At 65.5% G+C, this 17539-nt stretch carries 19 protein-coding genes; 8 read left to right on the top strand and 11 right to left on the bottom strand.

Going from position 1 to position 17539, the window contains the following annotated elements; translation table 11 throughout:
- Nucleotide 1 precedes the first annotated feature (1 nt).
- Nucleotides 2-448, top strand: a complete 447-nt coding sequence (locus GTP90_RS25555; protein ID WP_161086174.1) for a copper chaperone PCu(A)C — start codon at nucleotides 2-4, stop codon at nucleotides 446-448.
- Nucleotides 448-933 carry a YcnI family copper-binding membrane protein gene (locus tag GTP90_RS25550; protein WP_161086173.1) on the top strand — a complete coding sequence of 162 codons (486 nt, stop codon included), beginning with the start codon at nucleotides 448-450 and terminating at the stop codon, nucleotides 931-933. Before GTP90_RS25555 ends, GTP90_RS25550 begins: the two co-directional genes overlap by 1 nt.
- 18 nt (nucleotides 934-951) lie before the next feature.
- On the opposite strand, the gene GTP90_RS25545 is transcribed toward GTP90_RS25550, so the two are convergent.
- Nucleotides 952-2238 (bottom strand): Xaa-Pro dipeptidase, encoded by a 1287-nt coding sequence (locus GTP90_RS25545; protein WP_161086172.1) that lies wholly within the window; start codon nucleotides 2236-2238, stop codon nucleotides 952-954.
- A 183-nt stretch (nucleotides 2239-2421) separates the two neighbouring features.
- Between GTP90_RS25545 and GTP90_RS25540 the strand changes: the two genes are divergently transcribed.
- The gene (locus GTP90_RS25540) at nucleotides 2422-2805 is read left to right on the top strand and encodes a hypothetical protein (protein WP_161086171.1); all 384 of its coding nucleotides are present in this window, start codon (nucleotides 2422-2424) and stop codon (nucleotides 2803-2805) included.
- Nucleotides 2806-2819: 14 nt separating this feature from the next.
- On the opposite strand, the gene GTP90_RS25535 is transcribed toward GTP90_RS25540, so the two are convergent.
- On the bottom strand, nucleotides 2820-3599 hold the full coding sequence (locus GTP90_RS25535) for a head GIN domain-containing protein (protein WP_161086170.1): 780 nt from the start codon (nucleotides 3597-3599) through the stop codon (nucleotides 2820-2822).
- Between the two features lie 206 nt (nucleotides 3600-3805).
- Here GTP90_RS25535 and GTP90_RS25530 point away from each other — a divergent pair, with 206 nt between their 5' ends.
- From GTP90_RS25530 to GTP90_RS25520, 3 genes are all read left to right on the top strand, one after another.
- Entirely contained in the window at nucleotides 3806-4450 is a 645-nt protein-coding gene (locus GTP90_RS25530) for a class I SAM-dependent rRNA methyltransferase (RefSeq protein WP_161086169.1), read from the top strand.
- Nucleotides 4451-4520: 70 nt separating this feature from the next.
- On the top strand, nucleotides 4521-5642 hold the full coding sequence (locus GTP90_RS25525; RefSeq protein WP_161086168.1) for a type IV pilus twitching motility protein PilT: 1122 nt from the start codon (nucleotides 4521-4523) through the stop codon (nucleotides 5640-5642).
- A 106-nt stretch (nucleotides 5643-5748) separates the two neighbouring features.
- Nucleotides 5749-6450, top strand: coding sequence for a YjjG family noncanonical pyrimidine nucleotidase (locus GTP90_RS25520; RefSeq protein WP_161086167.1), 702 nt, complete (start codon nucleotides 5749-5751; stop codon nucleotides 6448-6450).
- Between the two features lie 24 nt (nucleotides 6451-6474).
- On the opposite strand, the gene arr is transcribed toward GTP90_RS25520, so the two are convergent.
- From arr to GTP90_RS25495, 5 genes are all read right to left on the bottom strand, one after another.
- A complete protein-coding gene (gene arr, locus GTP90_RS25515) occupies nucleotides 6475-6864 on the bottom strand; it encodes an NAD(+)--rifampin ADP-ribosyltransferase (RefSeq protein ID WP_161086166.1) in 390 nt (129 codons plus the stop codon).
- A 127-nt stretch (nucleotides 6865-6991) separates the two neighbouring features.
- Nucleotides 6992-8266: a c-type cytochrome gene (locus GTP90_RS25510; protein WP_161086165.1), complete on the bottom strand. Its 1275-nt coding sequence runs from the start codon at nucleotides 8264-8266 to the stop codon at nucleotides 6992-6994.
- A 10-nt stretch (nucleotides 8267-8276) separates the two neighbouring features.
- A complete protein-coding gene (locus tag GTP90_RS25505) occupies nucleotides 8277-8990 on the bottom strand; it encodes a c-type cytochrome (protein WP_161086164.1) in 714 nt (237 codons plus the stop codon).
- 49 nt (nucleotides 8991-9039) lie between these two features.
- On the bottom strand, nucleotides 9040-9699 hold the full coding sequence (locus tag GTP90_RS25500) for a 3'-5' exonuclease (RefSeq protein ID WP_175048233.1): 660 nt from the start codon (nucleotides 9697-9699) through the stop codon (nucleotides 9040-9042).
- A 19-nt stretch (nucleotides 9700-9718) separates the two neighbouring features.
- The gene (locus GTP90_RS25495) at nucleotides 9719-10189 is read right to left on the bottom strand and encodes a ProQ/FINO family protein (protein WP_161086163.1); all 471 of its coding nucleotides are present in this window, start codon (nucleotides 10187-10189) and stop codon (nucleotides 9719-9721) included.
- Nucleotides 10190-10661: 472 nt separating this feature from the next.
- On the opposite strand from GTP90_RS25495, the gene rpoD reads away from it, so the two are divergent.
- Entirely contained in the window at nucleotides 10662-13151 is a 2490-nt protein-coding gene (rpoD, locus tag GTP90_RS25490; RefSeq protein WP_161086162.1) for an RNA polymerase sigma factor RpoD, read from the top strand.
- A gap of 58 nt (nucleotides 13152-13209) precedes the next feature.
- On the opposite strand, the gene GTP90_RS25485 is transcribed toward rpoD, so the two are convergent.
- The gene (locus tag GTP90_RS25485) at nucleotides 13210-13899 is read right to left on the bottom strand and encodes a hypothetical protein (protein WP_161086161.1); all 690 of its coding nucleotides are present in this window, start codon (nucleotides 13897-13899) and stop codon (nucleotides 13210-13212) included.
- Between the two features lie 177 nt (nucleotides 13900-14076).
- On the opposite strand from GTP90_RS25485, the gene GTP90_RS25480 reads away from it, so the two are divergent.
- On the top strand, nucleotides 14077-14586 hold the full coding sequence (locus GTP90_RS25480) for a hypothetical protein (protein WP_254452039.1): 510 nt from the start codon (nucleotides 14077-14079) through the stop codon (nucleotides 14584-14586).
- A gap of 25 nt (nucleotides 14587-14611) precedes the next feature.
- Here GTP90_RS25480 and GTP90_RS25475 read toward each other — a convergent pair whose 3' ends face one another.
- The 3 genes from GTP90_RS25475 to GTP90_RS25465 all read right to left on the bottom strand — a co-directional run.
- On the bottom strand, nucleotides 14612-15301 hold the full coding sequence (locus GTP90_RS25475) for a DUF899 family protein (protein WP_161086160.1): 690 nt from the start codon (nucleotides 15299-15301) through the stop codon (nucleotides 14612-14614).
- Nucleotides 15302-15309: 8 nt separating this feature from the next.
- Nucleotides 15310-16089, bottom strand: a complete 780-nt coding sequence (locus GTP90_RS25470; RefSeq protein WP_161086159.1) for a 3-hydroxybutyrate dehydrogenase — start codon at nucleotides 16087-16089, stop codon at nucleotides 15310-15312.
- Nucleotides 16090-16150: 61 nt separating this feature from the next.
- On the bottom strand, nucleotides 16151-17539 hold a 1389-nt coding region (locus GTP90_RS25465; RefSeq protein ID WP_254452038.1), incomplete at its 5' end, for an ATP-binding protein.

The following is a 17539-nucleotide window of genomic DNA, read 5'->3' as shown; positions in this document are numbered from 1 at the left end:
GATGAAAAACATCCTCTCAGCATTGCTGTTGGCGGCGGTTGTCCCGGCGGCGCGGGCCCAGGTCGAGGTGGGCGACGCGTGGATACGCGCCACCGTGCCGTCGGCCAAGTCCAGCGGCGTGTTCATGCGGCTGAAATCGAAGCAGGATGCGCAGCTGGTGGCGGTGCGCGCCGATGTGGCGGGCGTGGCGGAAATCCATCAGATGCAGATGGAAGGCCAGCTGATGAAGATGCACGCCGTGCCGTCGCTGGACTTGCCGGCCGGGCAGGTGGTGGACCTGGCGTCCGGCGGCTACCACGTGATGCTGATGGATTTGAAACGGCAGTTGAAGCAGGGCGAGACCGTGCCGGTCACGCTGGTGTTCCGCAAGAAGGGCAAGCAGGCCGACACCGTCACCATCGATGTGCCGGTTAAACCGCTGACGTACACACCACCGAAAGGGCAGTGATGAAAACGACTCTGACCATGCTGGCTGTCGCCGCCGCGCTGCTGGCCCCGGCGGCGCAGGCGCATGTGACGCTGGAACAAACCACCGGCCTGGCGGGCAGTTTCCAGAAGCTGACCTTCCGCGTCGGCCACGGCTGCGACGGCAGCGCCACCAAGGGCTTGACGGTGTCGCTGCCGCAAGGCGCCACCAGCGCCAAGCCCATGCCCAAGGCGGGCTGGAAAATCGAGGCCGGCGCCAATGGCGGCCTGCAGGAAATCAGCTGGACGGGCGGTCCGCTGCCCGATGCCTATTTCGACGAGTTCGTCATGCAGGTCAAATTGCCGGCACAGCCGGGCAAGCTGTACTTCCGCATCGTGCAGCAATGCGACAAGGCCAGCGTGGCCTGGGACGAGATCCCCGGCGACGGCGCCGTCAAACTGAAAGCGCCGGCGCCGATGCTGGAAGTGCTGCCGGCGCCGGCCGGCGCGGCCCAGCACCAGCACTGACACCGCCGGCCGCGCGGCCTACTTGACGACCGCGCCGCCTTTCATCACCCACTGGACGTTCTCCAGCGTCTTCACATCCTTCAACGGCTCGCCGTCGACCGCGATCATATCGGCGAACTTGCCAGCCTCGATCGTGCCCACCCTGTCGGTCCAGCCCAGCAGCTCGCTGGCGTTCACGGTGGCCGTGCGGATCGCCTGGATCGGCGTCATGCCCAGCTTGACCAGTACGCCGAACTCGCGCGCGTTCAGGCCGTGCGGATAGACGGCGGCGTCGGTGCCGAAGGCGATCGGCACGCCTGCCTTGATGGCGCGGGCCACGTTCTGGCGCGCTGTCGGCAGCACCACCTTGGCTTTTTCCAGCAGCGGCTTGGGCAGCTTGATGGCCTCGGCGTTCTCGATCAGCCAGTCGCCCAGGTACAGCGTGGGCACCAGCCAGGTCTTGTGTTCCTTCATCAGCTTGATGCCTTCGTCGTCGATGTAGGAGCCGTGCTCGATCGAGTCGATGCCGGCCAGCACCGCCAGCTTGATGCCGTCGCCGCCGTGCGCGTGGGCGGCGGCCTTGCGGCCCAGGCGGTGGGCGTCGCTGACGATGGCCTTCAATTCCTCCAGCGTGTATTGCGAGGTGCGCGGATCGTCGCCGAACGACAGCACGCCGCCGGTGGCGCAGATCTTGATGACGTCGGCGCCGTACTTGATGTTGCGGCGCGTGACCTTGAGCGCCTCGTCAACGCCGTCGGCCACGCCCAGGCTGGTGATCTTGTATTCGGGCGCGTGCATGGTGTCGTCGCAGTGGCCGCCGGTGATGCTCAGCGGCGGGCCGGAGGCGGCCATGCGCGGGCCGGGCACGTCGCCGTCGTTGATGGCGTCGCGCAGGCCGATGTCGGTGTAGGCGTCGGCGCCGACATCGCGCACCGTGGTGAAGCCGGCCTGCAGCGTCACGCGGGCGTTCTTGGCCCCGGTCAGCGTGGCGCGCGGCACCGACTTGGCGACGATGGAATAGCCGGCGTCCTGCGGGTCGCCGGTCAGGTGGGTGTGCATGTCGATCAGGCCGGGCAGCAGGGTCTTGTTGCCGAGGTCGATGACCTGCGCGCCGGCCGGGATCGCCAACTGGCTGCCGGCGGCGGTGATGCGCTCGCCGCTGACCAGCACCACGGCGTTGTCGACCAGGGCGCCGCTGCGCACGTCGAGCATGTGGGCGGCCTTGATGGCGGTGACGGTGGGCGGGGCGGCGGAGGCGGCGCAGCAGGCCAGCAACAATAAGGGCAGCGCGAAGGCGCGGTGGACGGACGTGGCGATAACGTTCAAGCGGATCTCCTTGTGGTGAGTTTCTTATTCGCGCCGGATTGATGCGGGCCAAACAGCGCCCGCCTAGCGTACCCGCGTCTACAGGCGGGCGCTACAATTTTTTGGATGAACTCCCGTAGCGACTCGTTGGTCTGACACCTGGGCTCAGTTTTTTTGGGGAGCGGCTTCGAGGAGGTAAGGGCCATGCTGTTCGACAAACACTTTAAAACTGTGGAAGAACTCTGGGATTACGAGGCAAACGAGCGCATTAGAGAAAGCAGCGAAAAGATCGCCAAACAGATCGGACTCCAGGATAGGGAGCAAAAAATACTGAGCGAGGCGTTGAGGAGCGCCCGGTACAGTGGGATGCATGATGCGTTGTACACTGGCCGGATGAAGGGATACTACGAAGGTTGCGTGGAGGGCCGGCAAGCGCTGGTGGAGGTGCTGTGCGAGCTACTTGAAAAATCCGCTGTAAAGCCTTCCCGGGAAACCTATAAAACGATTGCCCTGGCCGAACTGTCCGAATTGAGCGACTGGGTCCGGCAATTGATGGCCGGTGCCGAACCCAATCAGATATTTGACTGATCTAAAATGAGCGGTTACTGCGGCGAACCACCCAGCCGCTTGACGCTGCCCGAACCCAGCACGCTGCTGGTCAGCTTCGGATCGCCGTAGTAGCTGATGTCGCCCGAGCCGGCCACGCTCAGGTTCAGCGTCTGCTTGGCCCACACGGTCGCCTCGCCCGAGCCGCCGATGCTCACCGTCACGTCGCGCGCGGCCAGCTGGCCGGCCTGCACCCGTCCCGAGCCGCCGATCGACACCTGCAGGCGCTCGACGTTGCCGCCGACCTTCAGGTTGCCGCTGCCGCCCAGCGCGATCGCCACCGATTCGCTCTCGAGCTTGCGCACATTGATCGAGCCCGAGCCACCGACGTCGAACGTCAGGTGCTCGCCGCGCAGCTGGTCGACATCGACCGTGCCGGAGCCGGCCACCGCGATCTTCTCGATCGAGCGCGCCTGCACCACGATCTTCATCGTGTGCGACTCCAGGTTGACGTCCTTGCGCGTGGGGCGGATGCGCAGCGTGCCGTTGTCGACCACCGTCTCGAGCAACGGCAGCAGATTGTCGTCGGTCTCGATGCTGATGCCCTCGGTGTTGCCCTGGCGGAGCTCGATGTTGCCGCTGACGCTGGTGGCTAGCGAGGTGAAGTGGCCGATCTCGCGGTTCTGCTTGACGATCTTGCCGCTGCCCTGCACGCGCTCGCCGTGGAACCAGCTGAACGGGCCGGCCACGGCCACGCCGACCGGCGCGGCGACGGCCAGCAGGCCGGCGGACAGGAACAGGATGCGCAGCGCGCTGCGGATGGATGGATTTGCCATGATGATCTCCTCGTGATGGTTGGCACAGCTCTTGAGGTTGGATACTACGGACTCCCTCCGCCGCGCGAAACCGGGCTGCGACAGATTGCAGCAGGCGCGGAACAGAATGCACAGGCCGGGGAGCAGGCCGCGACCGGCGGCGGGCTGGGCGGCCCGCATGAGGTATCATTCGGCCTATCCCGCAACACCGCACATATTGGACGCACATGCTTATCATCACCATCAAACAGGGCAAGGAAAAGAGCCTGCTGGCCGGCGACCCCTGGATTTACGCCTCGGCGGTCGACAAGGTCGACGGCAAGCCGCAGGAAAAGAACAAGCCGGGCGCCACCGCCACCGTGCAGACCTCGTCGCGCCAGTTCATCGGCCGCGCCGCCTACAACGCCAAGTCGCAGATCTGCGCCCGCATCTGGACCTACAAGGAAGACGAGCCGGTCGACCACGCGCTGATCAAGCGCCGCGTCAAGGCCGCCGTGGCCAAGCGCGCCGCCAGCGTGCGCGCGGCCGGCCCCAACGACCTGGTGCCGGTGGTGCGCGGCGACGAGGATGGCCTGTCCGGCCTGCTGGTCGACAGCTGGGGCGGCGTCAAGGGCTACCTGATTTGCCAGTTCCAGTCGGCCGGCGTCGACGCGTGGAAAGTGGCCATCGTGCAGGCGCTGCTGGCCGAGACCGGCTGTCCCAACGTCTACGAGCGCTGCGACGACCTGGTCCGCAAGGGCGAGGGCTTGCCGATCTTCTACCGCGCACTGGCCGGCGAGGAACCGCCCGACCACGTGCTGGTCACCGAGGGCAAGCAGCGCTACAGCATGGACTTGCGCACCGGCTTCAAATATCCCAAGGTCCGCAGCTAAAATATTTCGATGCTGCAATTTTTTCTCTTATAATCGTTGGGGAGCACCACCGACCCCACCGAGAGCAGAGATGGAACATTACCAGTCGTCGCAGATACGCACCCTGACCTACATCGAGAACGAAGACCATCCGGTGTTCGGCACGCTCGTCGAGCAGATCCTGCATCTGCTCAATTCCAAGCTGATCTTCAGCGACATCCTGATCCACCAGAACAGTCCGCTGTTGCTGCGCCAGCCGAAGGGGCTGGTGGCGGTGACGGATTCGCCGATCACGCGCGAGGAGCTGCAGGAATTCTTCGAGGTGGTCGAGCCGAACTGGGCCGAGCGCATCCAGGACCGCGCCTTCGACCGCGCGGTGGATTTGCACACGGCGCGCATCCGCGCCAACTGCTTCAGCTTCCAGGGCAAGAAGCGGCTGGGCTGCGTGATCCGCCGTTTTCCGAAGGAGCCGATGGTGCTCAGCCAGCTGGGCCTGCGCCAGGCCGAGCAGAACTTCGCCAAGCTCACCAGCGGGCTGGTGCTGATCATCGGCGACACCTGCCAGGGCAAGTCGACCACCATCGCCGCCATGCTCGACGAGATCAACAAGCACCGTTCCGGGCACATCATCACGATCGAGGATCCGGTGGAGACCTTGATCCCGCAGCGGCAGTGCGTGATCACGCAGCGCGAGGTGGGCTTCGACGGCGACGTCGAGAGCTTCTACCTGGGCGCGCTGGACGCGCTGCGCGAGCGGCCGGACGTGATCGTCATCGGCGAGATCCGCGACGCCCAGACCGCGCAGGAAGCGCTGGCGCTGGCCGAATCGGGGCCGCTGGTGCTGGCCTCATTGCACGCGCGCTCGACCGAGCTGGGCCTGCAGAAGATGGTGCGGCTGCTGGGCAACGGCGAACCGCAATCGCAGGCCTTGGCGCACGCGCTGCGCGGCGTGCTGTGCCAGGCGCTGCTGCCGTCGGTCGATGGCGACCGCTACCACCTGGCCACCGAATGTTTGACGTCGAATCCGGAGGTGGTAGGCATGATCGCCAGCGGCCAGATCTCGGCGCTGCGCAACTGGATGGAGACCAAGCCGGGCGAGGGCTGCCACACGATGAACGCCTCGCTGCGCGCGCTGCTCACGGCGGGCAAGGTCAGCGTCGACGACGCCCGCAACGCCACCACCGACCGCATCGGCTTCGCCGAGCACTACTAACCGCAAGCAATTTGGGGTCAAGTCTGACATTCGGACACGAGCTCTGCTGTAGGCCGCGCCTACAGCAGAGCTCGTGTCCGAATGTCAGACTTGACCCCACCATGATATGAAACACAGACTATTTCTTTTCGACCTGGACGACACGCTGCTGGACTTCAAGGCGTCCGAACAACTTTCCTTTGTGCGGACCATGCAGGCGCTTGGCCTGAGCGATGATGTGGAGGCGATTTTTCTCCAGTATCAGGCGATCAACGTGCAACTCTGGCGCGACTTCGAGACGGGCGCCGTGACCAAGGACTTCCTGAAGGTGGAGCGCTTCCGCAAGACGTTCCAGGCCAACGCCCTCGAGCTCGACCCCGAGGCGGCCAGCAGCATTTATCTTGAGTCGCTGTCCGATACCGTGGTCCTGATCGACGGCGCCAAACAGCTGTGCGAAACACTGTCGGCCATCGGCGAGGTGGGCATCATCACCAACGGCGTCGAGGCCATCCAGAACCGCCGCATCGCCAGCTCCGGCCTGGCCGAACACATTTCCTTCGTCGCCACCTCCGAGGCGTGCGGCCACGCCAAGCCCGATGTGCGCTTCTTCGACTACGCGGCCAGCATGGCGCGTTCCTTCGCCAAGCCGGAAGCGATCATCGTCGGCGACCGGCTCGATGCCGATATCCTCGGCGCCAACCGGTATGGCATAGAGAGCTGCTGGTTCAACCCCGGCCGCCTCGCCAACGCGTCGGACGCGGTGCCCACCTTCGAGGTCGCCGGCCTGGCGGAAGTCGTTCCGTCGCTCAGGAGCCTGGCCGCCGCGTAGACGTTTTACGCCGGGCGGGCCGGCTCAATCGTCGACCGCCTCGATGCCTTGCAGCCTGAGCTTCTCGACATGGTCCTTCATCGCCTGCAGCGCTTCGGGGGAGTGGCCTTGCCATTCCTTGACCTCGCCCACCACGCGCAACGCTTGCTTCGAGCGGTAGGACTTGGTCGGGTTGCCGGGGAATCTTTTATCCGTCAGGTTGGGATCGTCCACGATCTCGCCAACCGGCTCGACGATGTAGATCCTGCCAGGCGCCTCGCCCTGCGCCAGCTCCGCTCCCCACGTGGCCGCCTCCAGCGTGGCGCTCAGGTAGACGTGGTTCGCCTTGCGCCGCGTGCCGTAGTTCGAGGTGTAGCCGGGTTCGATCAAATCGCCGACCTTCAAGTCGGCCCTGGTGCCGTGGTAGTACTCCATTCATGCCTCCCAGCCATTGGGGTCAAGTCTGACATGTGGGGTCAAGTCTGACATTCGGACACGAGCTCTGCTATAGACAACGACTACAGCAGACCTCGTGTCCGAATGCCAGACTTGACCCCATTTTTTAATCCAAAGGAATTGCGCGGTAGCGGTTGACGTCGTTGCCGTTGACCGGCGGGGCGTTGTTGCCCCAGGCGCTGCGCAGGTAGGACACAACCTGCGCTACTTCGGTGTCGTTCAATACGTGGCCGAACGGCGGCATGCCGTATGGACGCGGGTTGCCTTCGGTGCCGGGCGCGAAGCCGCCGTTGAGCACGATGCGGATCGGGTTGACCGCCTGCTCCATCGTTAGCGCGCGGTTGCCCGCCAGCGGCGGATAGCCCGGTGGCAGGCCGGCGCCGCCGGCGCCGTGGCAGTCGACGCAGTGCTTCTCGTAGAGCTTGGCGCCGGCCGCCAGGTAGGCCATCGCTTCGGCGCCCTTGTCGCGCTCGAAGTCGGATTTCTTGTCGTCACCCGGCAGGGCTTTCAGGTAGACCGCCATGGCGTTGATGTCGCCGTCGCTCAGGTGTTGCAGGCTTTGCTGCACCACCTCGGCCATCGGCCCAAACACGGTCGCGCGCGGCGAGACGCCGGTTTTCAGCAGTTGCACGATGTGCGGCTGCATCCATTCGCCCAGCCCCGCCTCGGCGCCGGCGTTGAGCGAGGGCGCGTACCAGCCCAGCACCGGGATCAGGCCGCCGGACAGGCCTTCGCCGTCGCTCGCGCCCAGCGTGTTGCGCGGGCTGTGGCAGGCGCTGCAGTGGCCCAGGCCCTGCACCAGGTAGGCGCCGCGGTTCCAGTCCACCGATTGCTTGCTGTCTTCGCGGAACACGGCCGGCTTGAAGTACAGCGCGCGCCACGCGGCCAGCATGAATTGCTGGTTGTAGGGGAAGCGCAAGGTGTGCGGCTGGTTGGCCTGCGCCACCGCCGGCACCGATTGGAAGTAGGCGTACAGCGCGTCCGCGTCGTCGCGCGTGATGCGGGTGTAGTTGGTGTACGGGAAGGCCGGGTACAGCAGGCGCCCATCCTTCGATTTGCCGTTGTGCAGCGCGTGCCAGAAGTCGTCCGCACTCCAGCCGCCGATGCCGGTGGCCTTGTCGGAGGTGATGTTGGGCGAGATGACGTTGCCGAACGGTGTCTGCAGCGCCCGCCCGCCGGCGTACTGCGCGCCGCCGCGCACGGTGTGGCAGGCCATGCAGTCGCCGGCCTTGGCCAGGTAGGCGCCGCGCGCGATCTTCTCGGCCGGCGCCAGCTTGGCGGTGACGGTGGGCGCCGGCCCGGCGTCGTCCGAGCCACCGGACAGCACGTACAGGATGCCCGCCGCCAGCAGGGCGATAACGGTATAAACGATTTTCTTCATGACCAGGCCCTTAAGGTGCCGGCACGCTGCCGCAGTTCAGCGGCAGGGGCAGGGCGATGCTGTCGGCGGCGCCGGGGCGGGCGGCGGCGTCCGGTGTTTGCTGGCTGAGCCAGCCTGAGACGGCGGCCACGTCGGCCGGCGTCAGACGATTGGCGATCTCCGCCATGCAGTCCGGCGCGGCGGCGCGGCGCACCTTGTTCTTCCATGCGCCGAACTGGGCGTTGATGTAGTCGCTGGGCAGGCCGACCAGGCCGGGGATCGCCGGCGCCACCCCGGTCAGCGCGCTGCCGTGGCAGGCCACGCAGGCCGGGATCTTTTTCGCCGGATCGCCGTTGCGCACCAGCGCCTCGCCGCGCGCCAGGGCGTCGGCGCTGGCGCCGCCGGCCTGCGGTGGCGGGTAGGGCGGATGCTGTTGCGAGAAGTAGTCGGCGATTTCGCGCAGGTAGGCATCCGGCAGATGGTCGACCATATAGGTCATCATCGGATAGTGGCGCCGGCCCTCGCGGAAATTGACCAGCTGGTTGTACAGGTAGCCGGCGGGCTTGCCGGCGATGCGCGGGAAGAAGGCGTCGCCGCGCTCCTTGACGGCGTGGCAGGCGGTGCAGGCGGCCACGCGTTGTTCCAGCGTGTCGGGCAGGGTGGCGGGCGTGGCGGCCAGCGACGGCAGGACAAATCCGGCCAGGGCCAGCGCGGCGCCCGCGCGCACGACGTGAGAGGTAGACATGCCATTCCTTGAGGTCGTAACTATCTGGCAAGGATACCAGATCATCCCGCTACTGCGGCTTCGGCGGACGCGGAAGTTTCACCGCTTTCATCGGCGGCAGCTTGTTGCCGGCTGCGATGAAATGGCGGTAGACGCGCAGCGCCACCTGGGCGTCGTCGGCCGCGTACAGGATCTGCTTTTCGTTCAGGCGCGGCAGCGCCCAGTTGGTGGTGGAGATCTTCTTGGACTTCTGCAGCTTCTGGCCGAAGAACTTGGCGACGGCGGTCTTGGCGCCGAGGTCGTTGCGCTGGCCCGGCGTGCGCAGCGCCACCGACAAATCGACCACGCCGGCCGCGCGGATCGCCAGCTTGGCGTGCAGCCGCTTGACGTCGTCGGACAAGCCGAAGCCCACCTTGAGCAACGCCGGCGTTTCCAGCACCGCCTGCAATGCCTCGAGGATGGCCGCCGAGGTGCTGGCGCCGATCTGGAACAGGTAGGCGGTGCTGTCGGTGGAAAACTGGATCAGGTGCGGACCGGTCGAGGTCTCGCCCTTGGTGAAGGTCGGCTTGGACTCGGTGTCGAAGCCGATGGCGTCCGTGGCCAGCAGGGCGTCGCGCGCGGCGGCCGCCTGCCCGGCCGTGGTGACCAGCTGCACATCGGCGATGCGTATCCCGATGTAGGGCGGCAGCTCGGCCTCCGCCGGCACGGCAGGCTGCTGCTGAGTGTTCAACTGAGCCAACTGGGCCAACTCAGCCTTTGCGCGAGAACTTCGCGGTCAGCTGGTTCAGCTTGTCGGCGCGCACGCGCGCCGCTTCCTCGGCCGCGGCCGCTTCGCGTTCGGCCTTCTTGCGCTCGGCTTCTTTCTTGAAGCGTTCCTGCAGGACCTGCGTGGCGTGGGCGCGGTGGGTGTCGGTCACTTCGGCGCCCGGGGTGCCGTCCAGATCGTGGCGCAGCTTGGCTTTTTCCATGACCTTCAGGTAGCGCAGCGAACCGGTGTGGATGCCGAGCGCGGTGCGCATGGTTTTGCGGTCCAGTTCGGGCATCACGGCGAGGATCTGCTTGTCGATGCCGATCGACAGGGGCAGGAAATCGCGGAAGGCCGGGAATTGGGTTTGCAATTGTTTCAACAAGCTGCGCGGGGACAGCGCTGCTGGTGCCGCGGTGGCGACCGGCTCGGTGGCAGGCGCCTGAGGGGTGAGGCTAGTGTTCATCGACTTCATAGTTTAAGCAAGAGGCGTGAGCATATCATGGGCACTACGGGATTGCAGTGCCTTTTAGGCCATGATGTAAAAATAACCACAGCACCATCATACGCCAGTTGGACGGCGCAGGTGCGTTTGCACGCCAAAACATGTATAATGCGAGACGCACTTTTGCAGGACGGTGCGTTTCAGTTTGGTACAGGATGCGATTTGGACGGTCTGACAAGAGTGTGTAGCCCTTGTTATATGGTTTTAAGATGTCGGATATGGGTACTATCAATTATCCTGATGTCTCGCGATACGGCATACTTTGCCCTCTCCCTATTCTTCACTGAAAAGAGAAACAAGCCCGTTGTTGGACGCGGGCTTTTTTTATTCCGCAGATAATCGTCAGCTAAATTACAACATTTCCATCCATGCGCACTGGTAACGGTCGGCGCGGGCTACGGCATTTTGTATTTTCTGGCGAATACGCATTGAGAGATATTTAATGACAAAAACGCCGAAAACTTTAACGTTGTCCGTCAAGGCCGCCCGTACCAGCTCCGCTCCGCTGGTGGTGCCGAAGACGACTCTATCTTATGTGATCGATAATGCGCAAGAGGCAGCGAGCAAAGTAACGGTAGTCAAAAAGAAAACGCGCCTGAGCGCCGCGGCCGAAGCGGCCCAGGCGGAAGCCCAGGTGGCGGTGCAGGCCGATGCCTCGGATGCACCGGTCAAGACCGTCAAGGTGGCGCGCAAGACCGCCGTCCTGCCGGGCGCCGACGACGCCGCGCCGGCCGTGGTGGTCAAGGCCGCGCCGAAGTCCAAGCTGGTCAAGGTCGCCAAGGCCGAGCCGGCTCCTGTCGTCATCGTGACCGGCGGCCCGGCCGTCAGCCAGGTGACCGACGCCGCCACGCTGGCCTCGATCGACACCTCCGGCTACCTGCTGCCGAGCGTCAAGGTGCCGGGCCGCCGCGGCCGCAAGCCGTCCGAATTCACGCCTGAGAACGACGAAGTGGCCGCGCTGAACGCGGTCGAGCGCGCCGAGCTGAAGGCCGTCTCCAAGGCCCGCGAGCGCAAGGCCAAGGGCGGCGCCGCCGACATGCTGGGCATGGATTCCAAGAGCACCGCCGAGGAGCTGGAACGCCGCCGCACCCAGATCAAGAACCTGATCAACATGGGCAAGGAGCGCGGCTTCCTGACCTACGCCGAGATCAACGACCAACTGCCGGAAAACATTGTCGACCCTGAAGCGATCGAAGGCATCATCGCGACCTTCAACGACATGGGCATCGCCATCTACGAGCGCGCGCCGGACGCCGAGTCGCTGCTACTGACCGACAGCGTGGCCACCGTGACCTCCGACGACGAAGTGGAAGCGGCCGCCGCGACCGCGCTGTCGACGGTCGACTCCGACTTTGGCCGCACCACCGACCCGGTCCGCATGTACATGCGCGAGATGGGCGCCGTGGCGCTGCTGACGCGCGAAGGCGAGATCGAGATCGCCAAGCGCATCGAAGGCGGGCTGAAGGACATGATCCAGGCCATCTCCGCCTGCCCGACCACGATCGCCGAGATCGTCGCGCTGGCCAAGAAGATCGAAGCCGACGAACTGAAGGTCGATGAAGTGGTGGACGGCTTCGTCGACCTGAACGAGGCGAACAACGCGCCGGCCGTCGCGGCCGCGCCTTCGGTCGCGTCGGACGACGAGGAAGAAGAGGAAGAGGAAGTCGAGGAAGAAGACGGCGACGCCAACGGCGGCGCGGCGGGCTTCTCGACCGAACAGCTGGCGCAGCTGAAGAAGGCCGCGCTGGAAAAGTTCGACGTCATCTCGACCCAGTACGACAAGATGCGCAAGGCCACCGGCGGCTACGGCTCCAAGGGCTATGTGTCGGCGCAGGAAGCGATTTCGGCCGAGCTGCTGGGCATCCGCTTCACCGCCAAGGTGGTCGAGAAGCTGTGCGACACGCTGCGCGGCCAGATGGAAGAAGTGCGCCACATCGAGCGCGCCGTGCTGGAGCTGTGCGTGAACAAATGCGGCATGCCGCGCGCCCACTTCATCAAGGTCTTCCCCGGCAATGAATGCGACCTGGACTGGGTTGACGGCGAAGTCGACAGCGCCTATCCGTACAGCGCCATCCTGGGCCGCAACGTGCCTGCCGTGAAAGAGCTGCAAAAGAAGATGATCGACCTGCAAGCCCGCGTGGCGCTGCCGCTGGCCGACCTGCGCAAGATTAACAAGCAGATGGCCGCCGGCGAAAAACGCGCGCGCCAGGCCAAGCGCGAAATGACGGTCGCCAACTTGCGTCTGGTGATTTCGATCGCCAAGAAGTACATCAACCGCGGCCTGCAGTTCCTCGACCTGATCCAGGAAGGCAATATCGGCCTGCTGAAGGCGGTGGACAAGTTCGAATACCGCCGCGGCTACAAGTTCTCGACCTACGCGACCTGGTGGATCCGCCAGGCCATCACCCGTTCGATCGCCGACATGGCCCGCACCATCCGCGTGCCGGTGCACATGATCGAGACCATCAACAAGATGAACCGCATCTCGCGCCAGATCATGCAGGAAACCGGCAGCGAGCCGGACCTGGCGACCCTGGCGGTCAAGATGGAAATGCCGGAGAACAAAGTCCGCGAAATCATGAAGATCGCCAAGGAGCCGATCTCGATGGAAACGCCGATGGGCGAGGACGGCGATTCGCAGCTGGGCGACTTCATCGAAGACAACACCACCTTGGCCCCGCTGGACGCCGCGCTGCACGCGTCGATGCGCAACGTCATCAAGGAAGTGCTGGACTCGCTGACCCCGCGCGAAGCGAAGGTGCTGCGCATGCGCTACGGCGTGGAAATGTCGAACGACCACACGCTGGAAGAAGTGGGCAAGCAGTTCGACGTGACCCGCGAGCGTATCCGCCAGATCGAAGCCAAGGCCATGAGCAAGCTGCGCCAGCCGTCGCGCTCGGACAAGCTGAAGACCTTCCTGACGCAGAACTAAGCGCCGGCGGAGTAAAGAGAAGGGAGGCCATGTGCCTCCCTTTTTTATGGCCGCCGGATTACAGCTTGGGTGGCGGGGCTTTCTTGGCGGCGTTGATGTCGTCCTGCTTGGCCTTCTCGGCGGCGGCGGCGATCGGCTGCAGGTTCTTGAGGGCGGTGTCGAAGTCGACGATCGTCACGCTGATGGCTGTGGCCCAGGTGGAATCGCCGGCGATCGCCACCGTGACGGCCTTGTCGCATTTGAGCATCTTGTTCATCAGCAGGGCGTGCGCGAAGGTGATGCTGGCGTTGCGCGCAAAGCATTCGAATTCCGACTTGCCGGTCTTGGTGCGGACCCAGTGCATGTCGCCATACTTGCCTTCGCCGGGCGGCAGCTGGCCGTATTTTTCCTGTAATTGCTTGCGCAGCTCTTCGTTCAGCACCTTTTGCTCGAACACCTCGGCGCTGCGCTCGATCTGCACCACGCGGCCATCCATCGGGCCGTAGGTAACGGTCACGCGCGAACGCTTGGGCATGTTCGGGACCGTGTATTCGATGTTGTCGGGGCGCGCCGCGTAGACCGTATCCGCCGGGCGCACGTGCGTGCGGTTGGGCTTGTAGCCATCGGCAAACAGCACTTTTTCGACCTGTTGCTGGGTGTCGCCGATCTTGATGCCCATGGTTTCCAGCGATTTCGGTATGTCGGCGGCGTGCGCGGCGCCGGCCAGGGCGGTCGCGGCGATCAGCGTGGCCAATGATTGTCGGTTCATGAGGGTCCCGTAAGTGTTTGATTTTCGCTAAAAATACATGAATTGCAACTTCAGTGTAGCAAGGCCTGGATTTCGTTGTCAAATTGCTAGTCGATGGACGGTTGGCGGTGACAAACCGCGTATTTCTTTTTGATCGGATTGCAATACACTAGCGCTTCTCCCACCATCGCCCGTTGTATGGAAAGCCCAGTCCTTCGTCCGTTCTCCCGCAACATCTGGCCGGTGTTCTTCGGCGCGGCGCTGGCCTGCGCGTCCGTGCCGGCGGGAGCGGCGGGTGTCGATATCGCCACCGGTATCCAGATGGCGCAGATCGACTTCGACACGTATCACGCCTTGCTGCTTGAGCGCTGCAAGAGCGTTGCGCCGGACTCGGTCGACGCGCTGGCGGCGGCGATGGCGCAGTGGCGGGCGCAGAACGCGGATGCGCTGGTGATCCTGCGCCAGCTGTACAAGGCGCAGCTGGTCCAGCAGATGCGCGCCCGCCAGCCGGCGGCGATCGAGGCGGAGATCGACGCGCATGTAGCCGCGGTGATGGGCTTGTTCAACGGAGGCTTGAAGGACAAGGTGGCAGCCGTGCCGGCCGCCGAGGCCAGGGCGTCCTGCGAGGGCGAGTACGCCAACAACCTGCGGAACCGTCCCGACATGGATTTCAACGAACTGCTGAAGCGGATGACGCTGGGGCGCTGACGCTGTCAACTTACGTGCCGCCGCCTCAGTACGATAGCTTCGGATACCAGTCCGTGCCCCGTCCGGCCGGCGTCAGGTCCAGGATATTCCACAGTGGCGTCGGGTCCGGCGCGCCGCGCGCATCCTGGCCGGGATCCTCGGTTCCGCCCAGTTCGCTCGCCCAGAAGTGGTGGACCTTGCCGTCGCGCTTGACCCAGACGTCCAGCGCCGGCCACTCGCTGCCGTCCGGCGCCAGGCCGCGGTAGTCGCGCGGGAAATCGTCACCCACGCACTGGTAGAAGGCCAGGTTGCGCCAGCCGCGCTCGCGCGCGAAGGCCAGCTGGCGCGACACCGGCGAACGGCCCAGCACCGCCACCGCCACCCGCTGCGACAGGTCGCGCGACGGAATGTCGATGGCGCCGAGGAAGGCGGTGCACATCGGGCACGGCCGCTCGCGCTGCGGCCCGTACATCCAGAAGTAGGTGACCAGCGTGTCGTGCGGGCCAAACAGGTCGGCCAGCTTCACCGTCTTGCCGTCCTGGTCGAGGAAGCGGTAGTCGGGCGCCTCGCCGCCAGGCGGCAGGGCGCGGCGCTGCGCGGCCACGCGTTCGATGTGCCGCCGCAGTTCTATCTCTTCGGCCAGCAAGGCCGCGCGCGCGGCACGGTAGCTGGCGCTGTCGTTCGGATAGGGCGTGCTTCGGGCAGCCAGTTCAGCTGCCGGCGTCAGCGTGGCCATGGCGCCTCCTATTGCATGAACCAGCCGTGGCTGACCACCAGCGACTGCCCGGTCAGCGCGTTCGACGGGAAGCTGGCGAACAGCAGCGCCACTTCGGCCACGTCCTCGACGGTGGTGAACTTGCCGTCCACGGTATCGGCCAGCATCACTTTCTTGATGACGTCTTCCTCCGAGATGCCCAGGGACTTGGCTTGCTCGGGAATCTGCTTGTCCACCAGCGGCGTGCGCACGAAGCCGGGGCAGATCACGTTGGCGCGCACGCCGTGCTCCGCGCCTTCCTTCGACACCGCCTTGGCCAGGCCGATCAGGCCGTGCTTGGCTGTCACATACGCCGACTTGAGCTTGGACGCTTCCTTCGAGTGCACCGAACCCATGTAGATCACGCTGCCGCTGCCGGCCTTGTACATATGGGGCAGGCAAGCCTTGGTGGTGAGGAAGGCGCCGTCCAGGTGGATGGACAGCAGCTTCTTCCAATCCTCGTAGGGGAACTCCTCGACCGGATGGATGATCTGGATGCCGGCGTTGCTGACCAGCACATCGATTTGCCCCCAGGCCTCGACCACGCTGGCGATGCCGGCGTTGACCTGGCCTTCGTCGACCACGTTCATGGCGACGGCCATGGCCTGGTGGCCGCTGGCTTTGAGTTCATTGGCGGTGGCCTGCGCCGCCTCCAGGTTCAGGTCGGCGATGACGATCTTGCCGCCTTCGCGCGCGTACACCAGCGCGATTTCCTTGCCGATGCCGCTGGCGGCGCCGGTGACGATGCAGACTTTGTCTTTCAGTTTCATGGACTTGCTCCTCGCAGGTGGGAATGCAAAATGTAATTACAGCGATACCGCGCAGCGCCGTCTATGCGCTGGCGTACATAGTGGGCAAGGTCAGGCGCACAAACGCGCCGCCTTTATCCCGGTTGCCCAGCTCCAGCACCGCGCCGATGCGCTCGGCCCGCTCGCGCATGCCGACCAGGCCCCAATGGCCGCTGCGGCCGCCTTGCGCCAGCGTCTCCGCCGCGATGCCCTTGCCGTTGTCGCTCACCTGCAGCGTCAGTTGCCGGGCGCCGTACTCCAGCTCCACCTCGATGGCGCTGGCCTGCGCGTGGCGGAAGGCGTTGCAGATGGCCTCGCGGCCGATGGCGAACACCTCGTCGGCGGTGATGACGGGCAGGGTGTATGGTGCGCCTTTTTGATCGAGCCGGAAACTGGCCGAAAGTCCAGCCGCCAGCCGCTGGCCGAAGCGCTCCAGCGATTCGCCCAGCGTCTCGTTGTCGCGCAGCGGCGAGCGCAGGCCGCGCACCTCGTCGCGGCCCTCGACCAGCGCCTGCTCGATGTAGCCGATGCCGCGTTCCATGGCGGCCCGCGCCGGCAACGCGGGCGGCACCTGTTCCATCGCCAGCTGCATCATCAGGATGGTTCCCTGCGCCTCCTGCAGGAAGGTGTCGTGCAGCGCGCGGGCGATGCGTTCGCGCTCGCTCAGGCGTTCGACGTGGCGCGCCTCGATCAGGCGCGCCATCTGCGTCAGCCGCCAGCGCCAGGCCGCCACCAGCGCCGCCGCCACCGCCGCCGCGCAGATCAGCTTGAACCACAGGCTTTGCACGAAGGTCGGCGGGATCGTCACCGGCAGCGCGGCGCCCTCGGTGTTCCAGACGCCGTCCTTGTTGGCGGCGATGACCTGGAAGCGGTACTGGCCCGGCCCCAGGTTGGTGTAGAACGCCTCGCGCCGGTTGCCGGCAGGCTGCCAGTCGCGGTCCACGCCCTCGAGCCGGTAGCGGAAGGCGATCCGCCCCGGCATCGACAGGCCGAGCGCGCTGAACGTCAGGTGCAGGTTGTTCGCGCCTTGCGGCAGCGTCAGCGGCGCGTCCGGCGCATAGGCCCGGCCACCGCTCTCGACCGCGCGCAGTTGCACCGGCGGCGGCACGGTGTCGCGGCCGATCTGGCCGGGCGATATCAGCATGACGCCGCTGTGGCTCGACAGCCAGAGCTTGCCGTCGCTGGCCTCCACCATCGACGGGAACGGCCCGGTCGGCTGGACCGCGCCGGTCAGGCCGTCGTCCACGCCCAGCAGTTCGTAGCCGACCGCCGCACCGTCGCGCAGGAAGCCGCGCAGCTGCGCGGCGGGGATGCGGAAGGCGCCATCATGGCCGTGCAGCCACAGCTCGCCGCCGGCCGTCTCCACCACGCCGCTGATGCCGCGCAGCGCGTGGCCGTCGGCCGCCTGCAGCGGCACGAAGCGCTTGCCGTC

Origin of the sequence: Duganella vulcania (genome assembly GCF_009857655.1) — a bacterium.
GTDB lineage: Bacteria > Pseudomonadota > Gammaproteobacteria > Burkholderiales > Burkholderiaceae_D > Rugamonas > Rugamonas vulcania.
This window is presented reverse-complemented; position numbering and strand designations above follow the sequence as displayed.

What these genes read in the sequence shown, in the direction of transcription:
- GTP90_RS25480 (WP_254452039.1), top strand. Translation starts at nt 14,077, where the DNA reads ATGGAAAGCCCAGTCCTTCGTCCGTTCTCCCGCAACATCTGGCCGGTG.
- rpoD (WP_161086162.1), top strand. Translation starts at nt 10,662, where the DNA reads ATGACAAAAACGCCGAAAACTTTAACGTTGTCCGTCAAGGCCGCCCGT.
- GTP90_RS25550 (WP_161086173.1), top strand. Translation starts at nt 448, where the DNA reads ATGAAAACGACTCTGACCATGCTGGCTGTCGCCGCCGCGCTGCTGGCC.
- GTP90_RS25470 (WP_161086159.1), bottom strand. Translation starts at nt 16,089, where the DNA reads ATGAAACTGAAAGACAAAGTCTGCATCGTCACCGGCGCCGCCAGCGGC.
- GTP90_RS25525 (WP_161086168.1), top strand. Translation starts at nt 4,521, where the DNA reads ATGGAACATTACCAGTCGTCGCAGATACGCACCCTGACCTACATCGAG.
- GTP90_RS25475 (WP_161086160.1), bottom strand. Translation starts at nt 15,301, where the DNA reads ATGGCCACGCTGACGCCGGCAGCTGAACTGGCTGCCCGAAGCACGCCC.
- arr (WP_161086166.1), bottom strand. Translation starts at nt 6,864, where the DNA reads ATGGAGTACTACCACGGCACCAGGGCCGACTTGAAGGTCGGCGATTTG.
- GTP90_RS25495 (WP_161086163.1), bottom strand. Translation starts at nt 10,189, where the DNA reads ATGAAGTCGATGAACACTAGCCTCACCCCTCAGGCGCCTGCCACCGAG.
- GTP90_RS25540 (WP_161086171.1), top strand. Translation starts at nt 2,422, where the DNA reads ATGCTGTTCGACAAACACTTTAAAACTGTGGAAGAACTCTGGGATTAC.
- GTP90_RS25485 (WP_161086161.1), bottom strand. Translation starts at nt 13,899, where the DNA reads ATGAACCGACAATCATTGGCCACGCTGATCGCCGCGACCGCCCTGGCC.
- GTP90_RS25555 (WP_161086174.1), top strand. Translation starts at nt 2, where the DNA reads ATGAAAAACATCCTCTCAGCATTGCTGTTGGCGGCGGTTGTCCCGGCG.
- GTP90_RS25520 (WP_161086167.1), top strand. Translation starts at nt 5,749, where the DNA reads ATGAAACACAGACTATTTCTTTTCGACCTGGACGACACGCTGCTGGAC.
- GTP90_RS25510 (WP_161086165.1), bottom strand. Translation starts at nt 8,266, where the DNA reads ATGAAGAAAATCGTTTATACCGTTATCGCCCTGCTGGCGGCGGGCATC.
- GTP90_RS25530 (WP_161086169.1), top strand. Translation starts at nt 3,806, where the DNA reads ATGCTTATCATCACCATCAAACAGGGCAAGGAAAAGAGCCTGCTGGCC.
- GTP90_RS25505 (WP_161086164.1), bottom strand. Translation starts at nt 8,990, where the DNA reads ATGTCTACCTCTCACGTCGTGCGCGCGGGCGCCGCGCTGGCCCTGGCC.
- GTP90_RS25535 (WP_161086170.1), bottom strand. Translation starts at nt 3,599, where the DNA reads ATGGCAAATCCATCCATCCGCAGCGCGCTGCGCATCCTGTTCCTGTCC.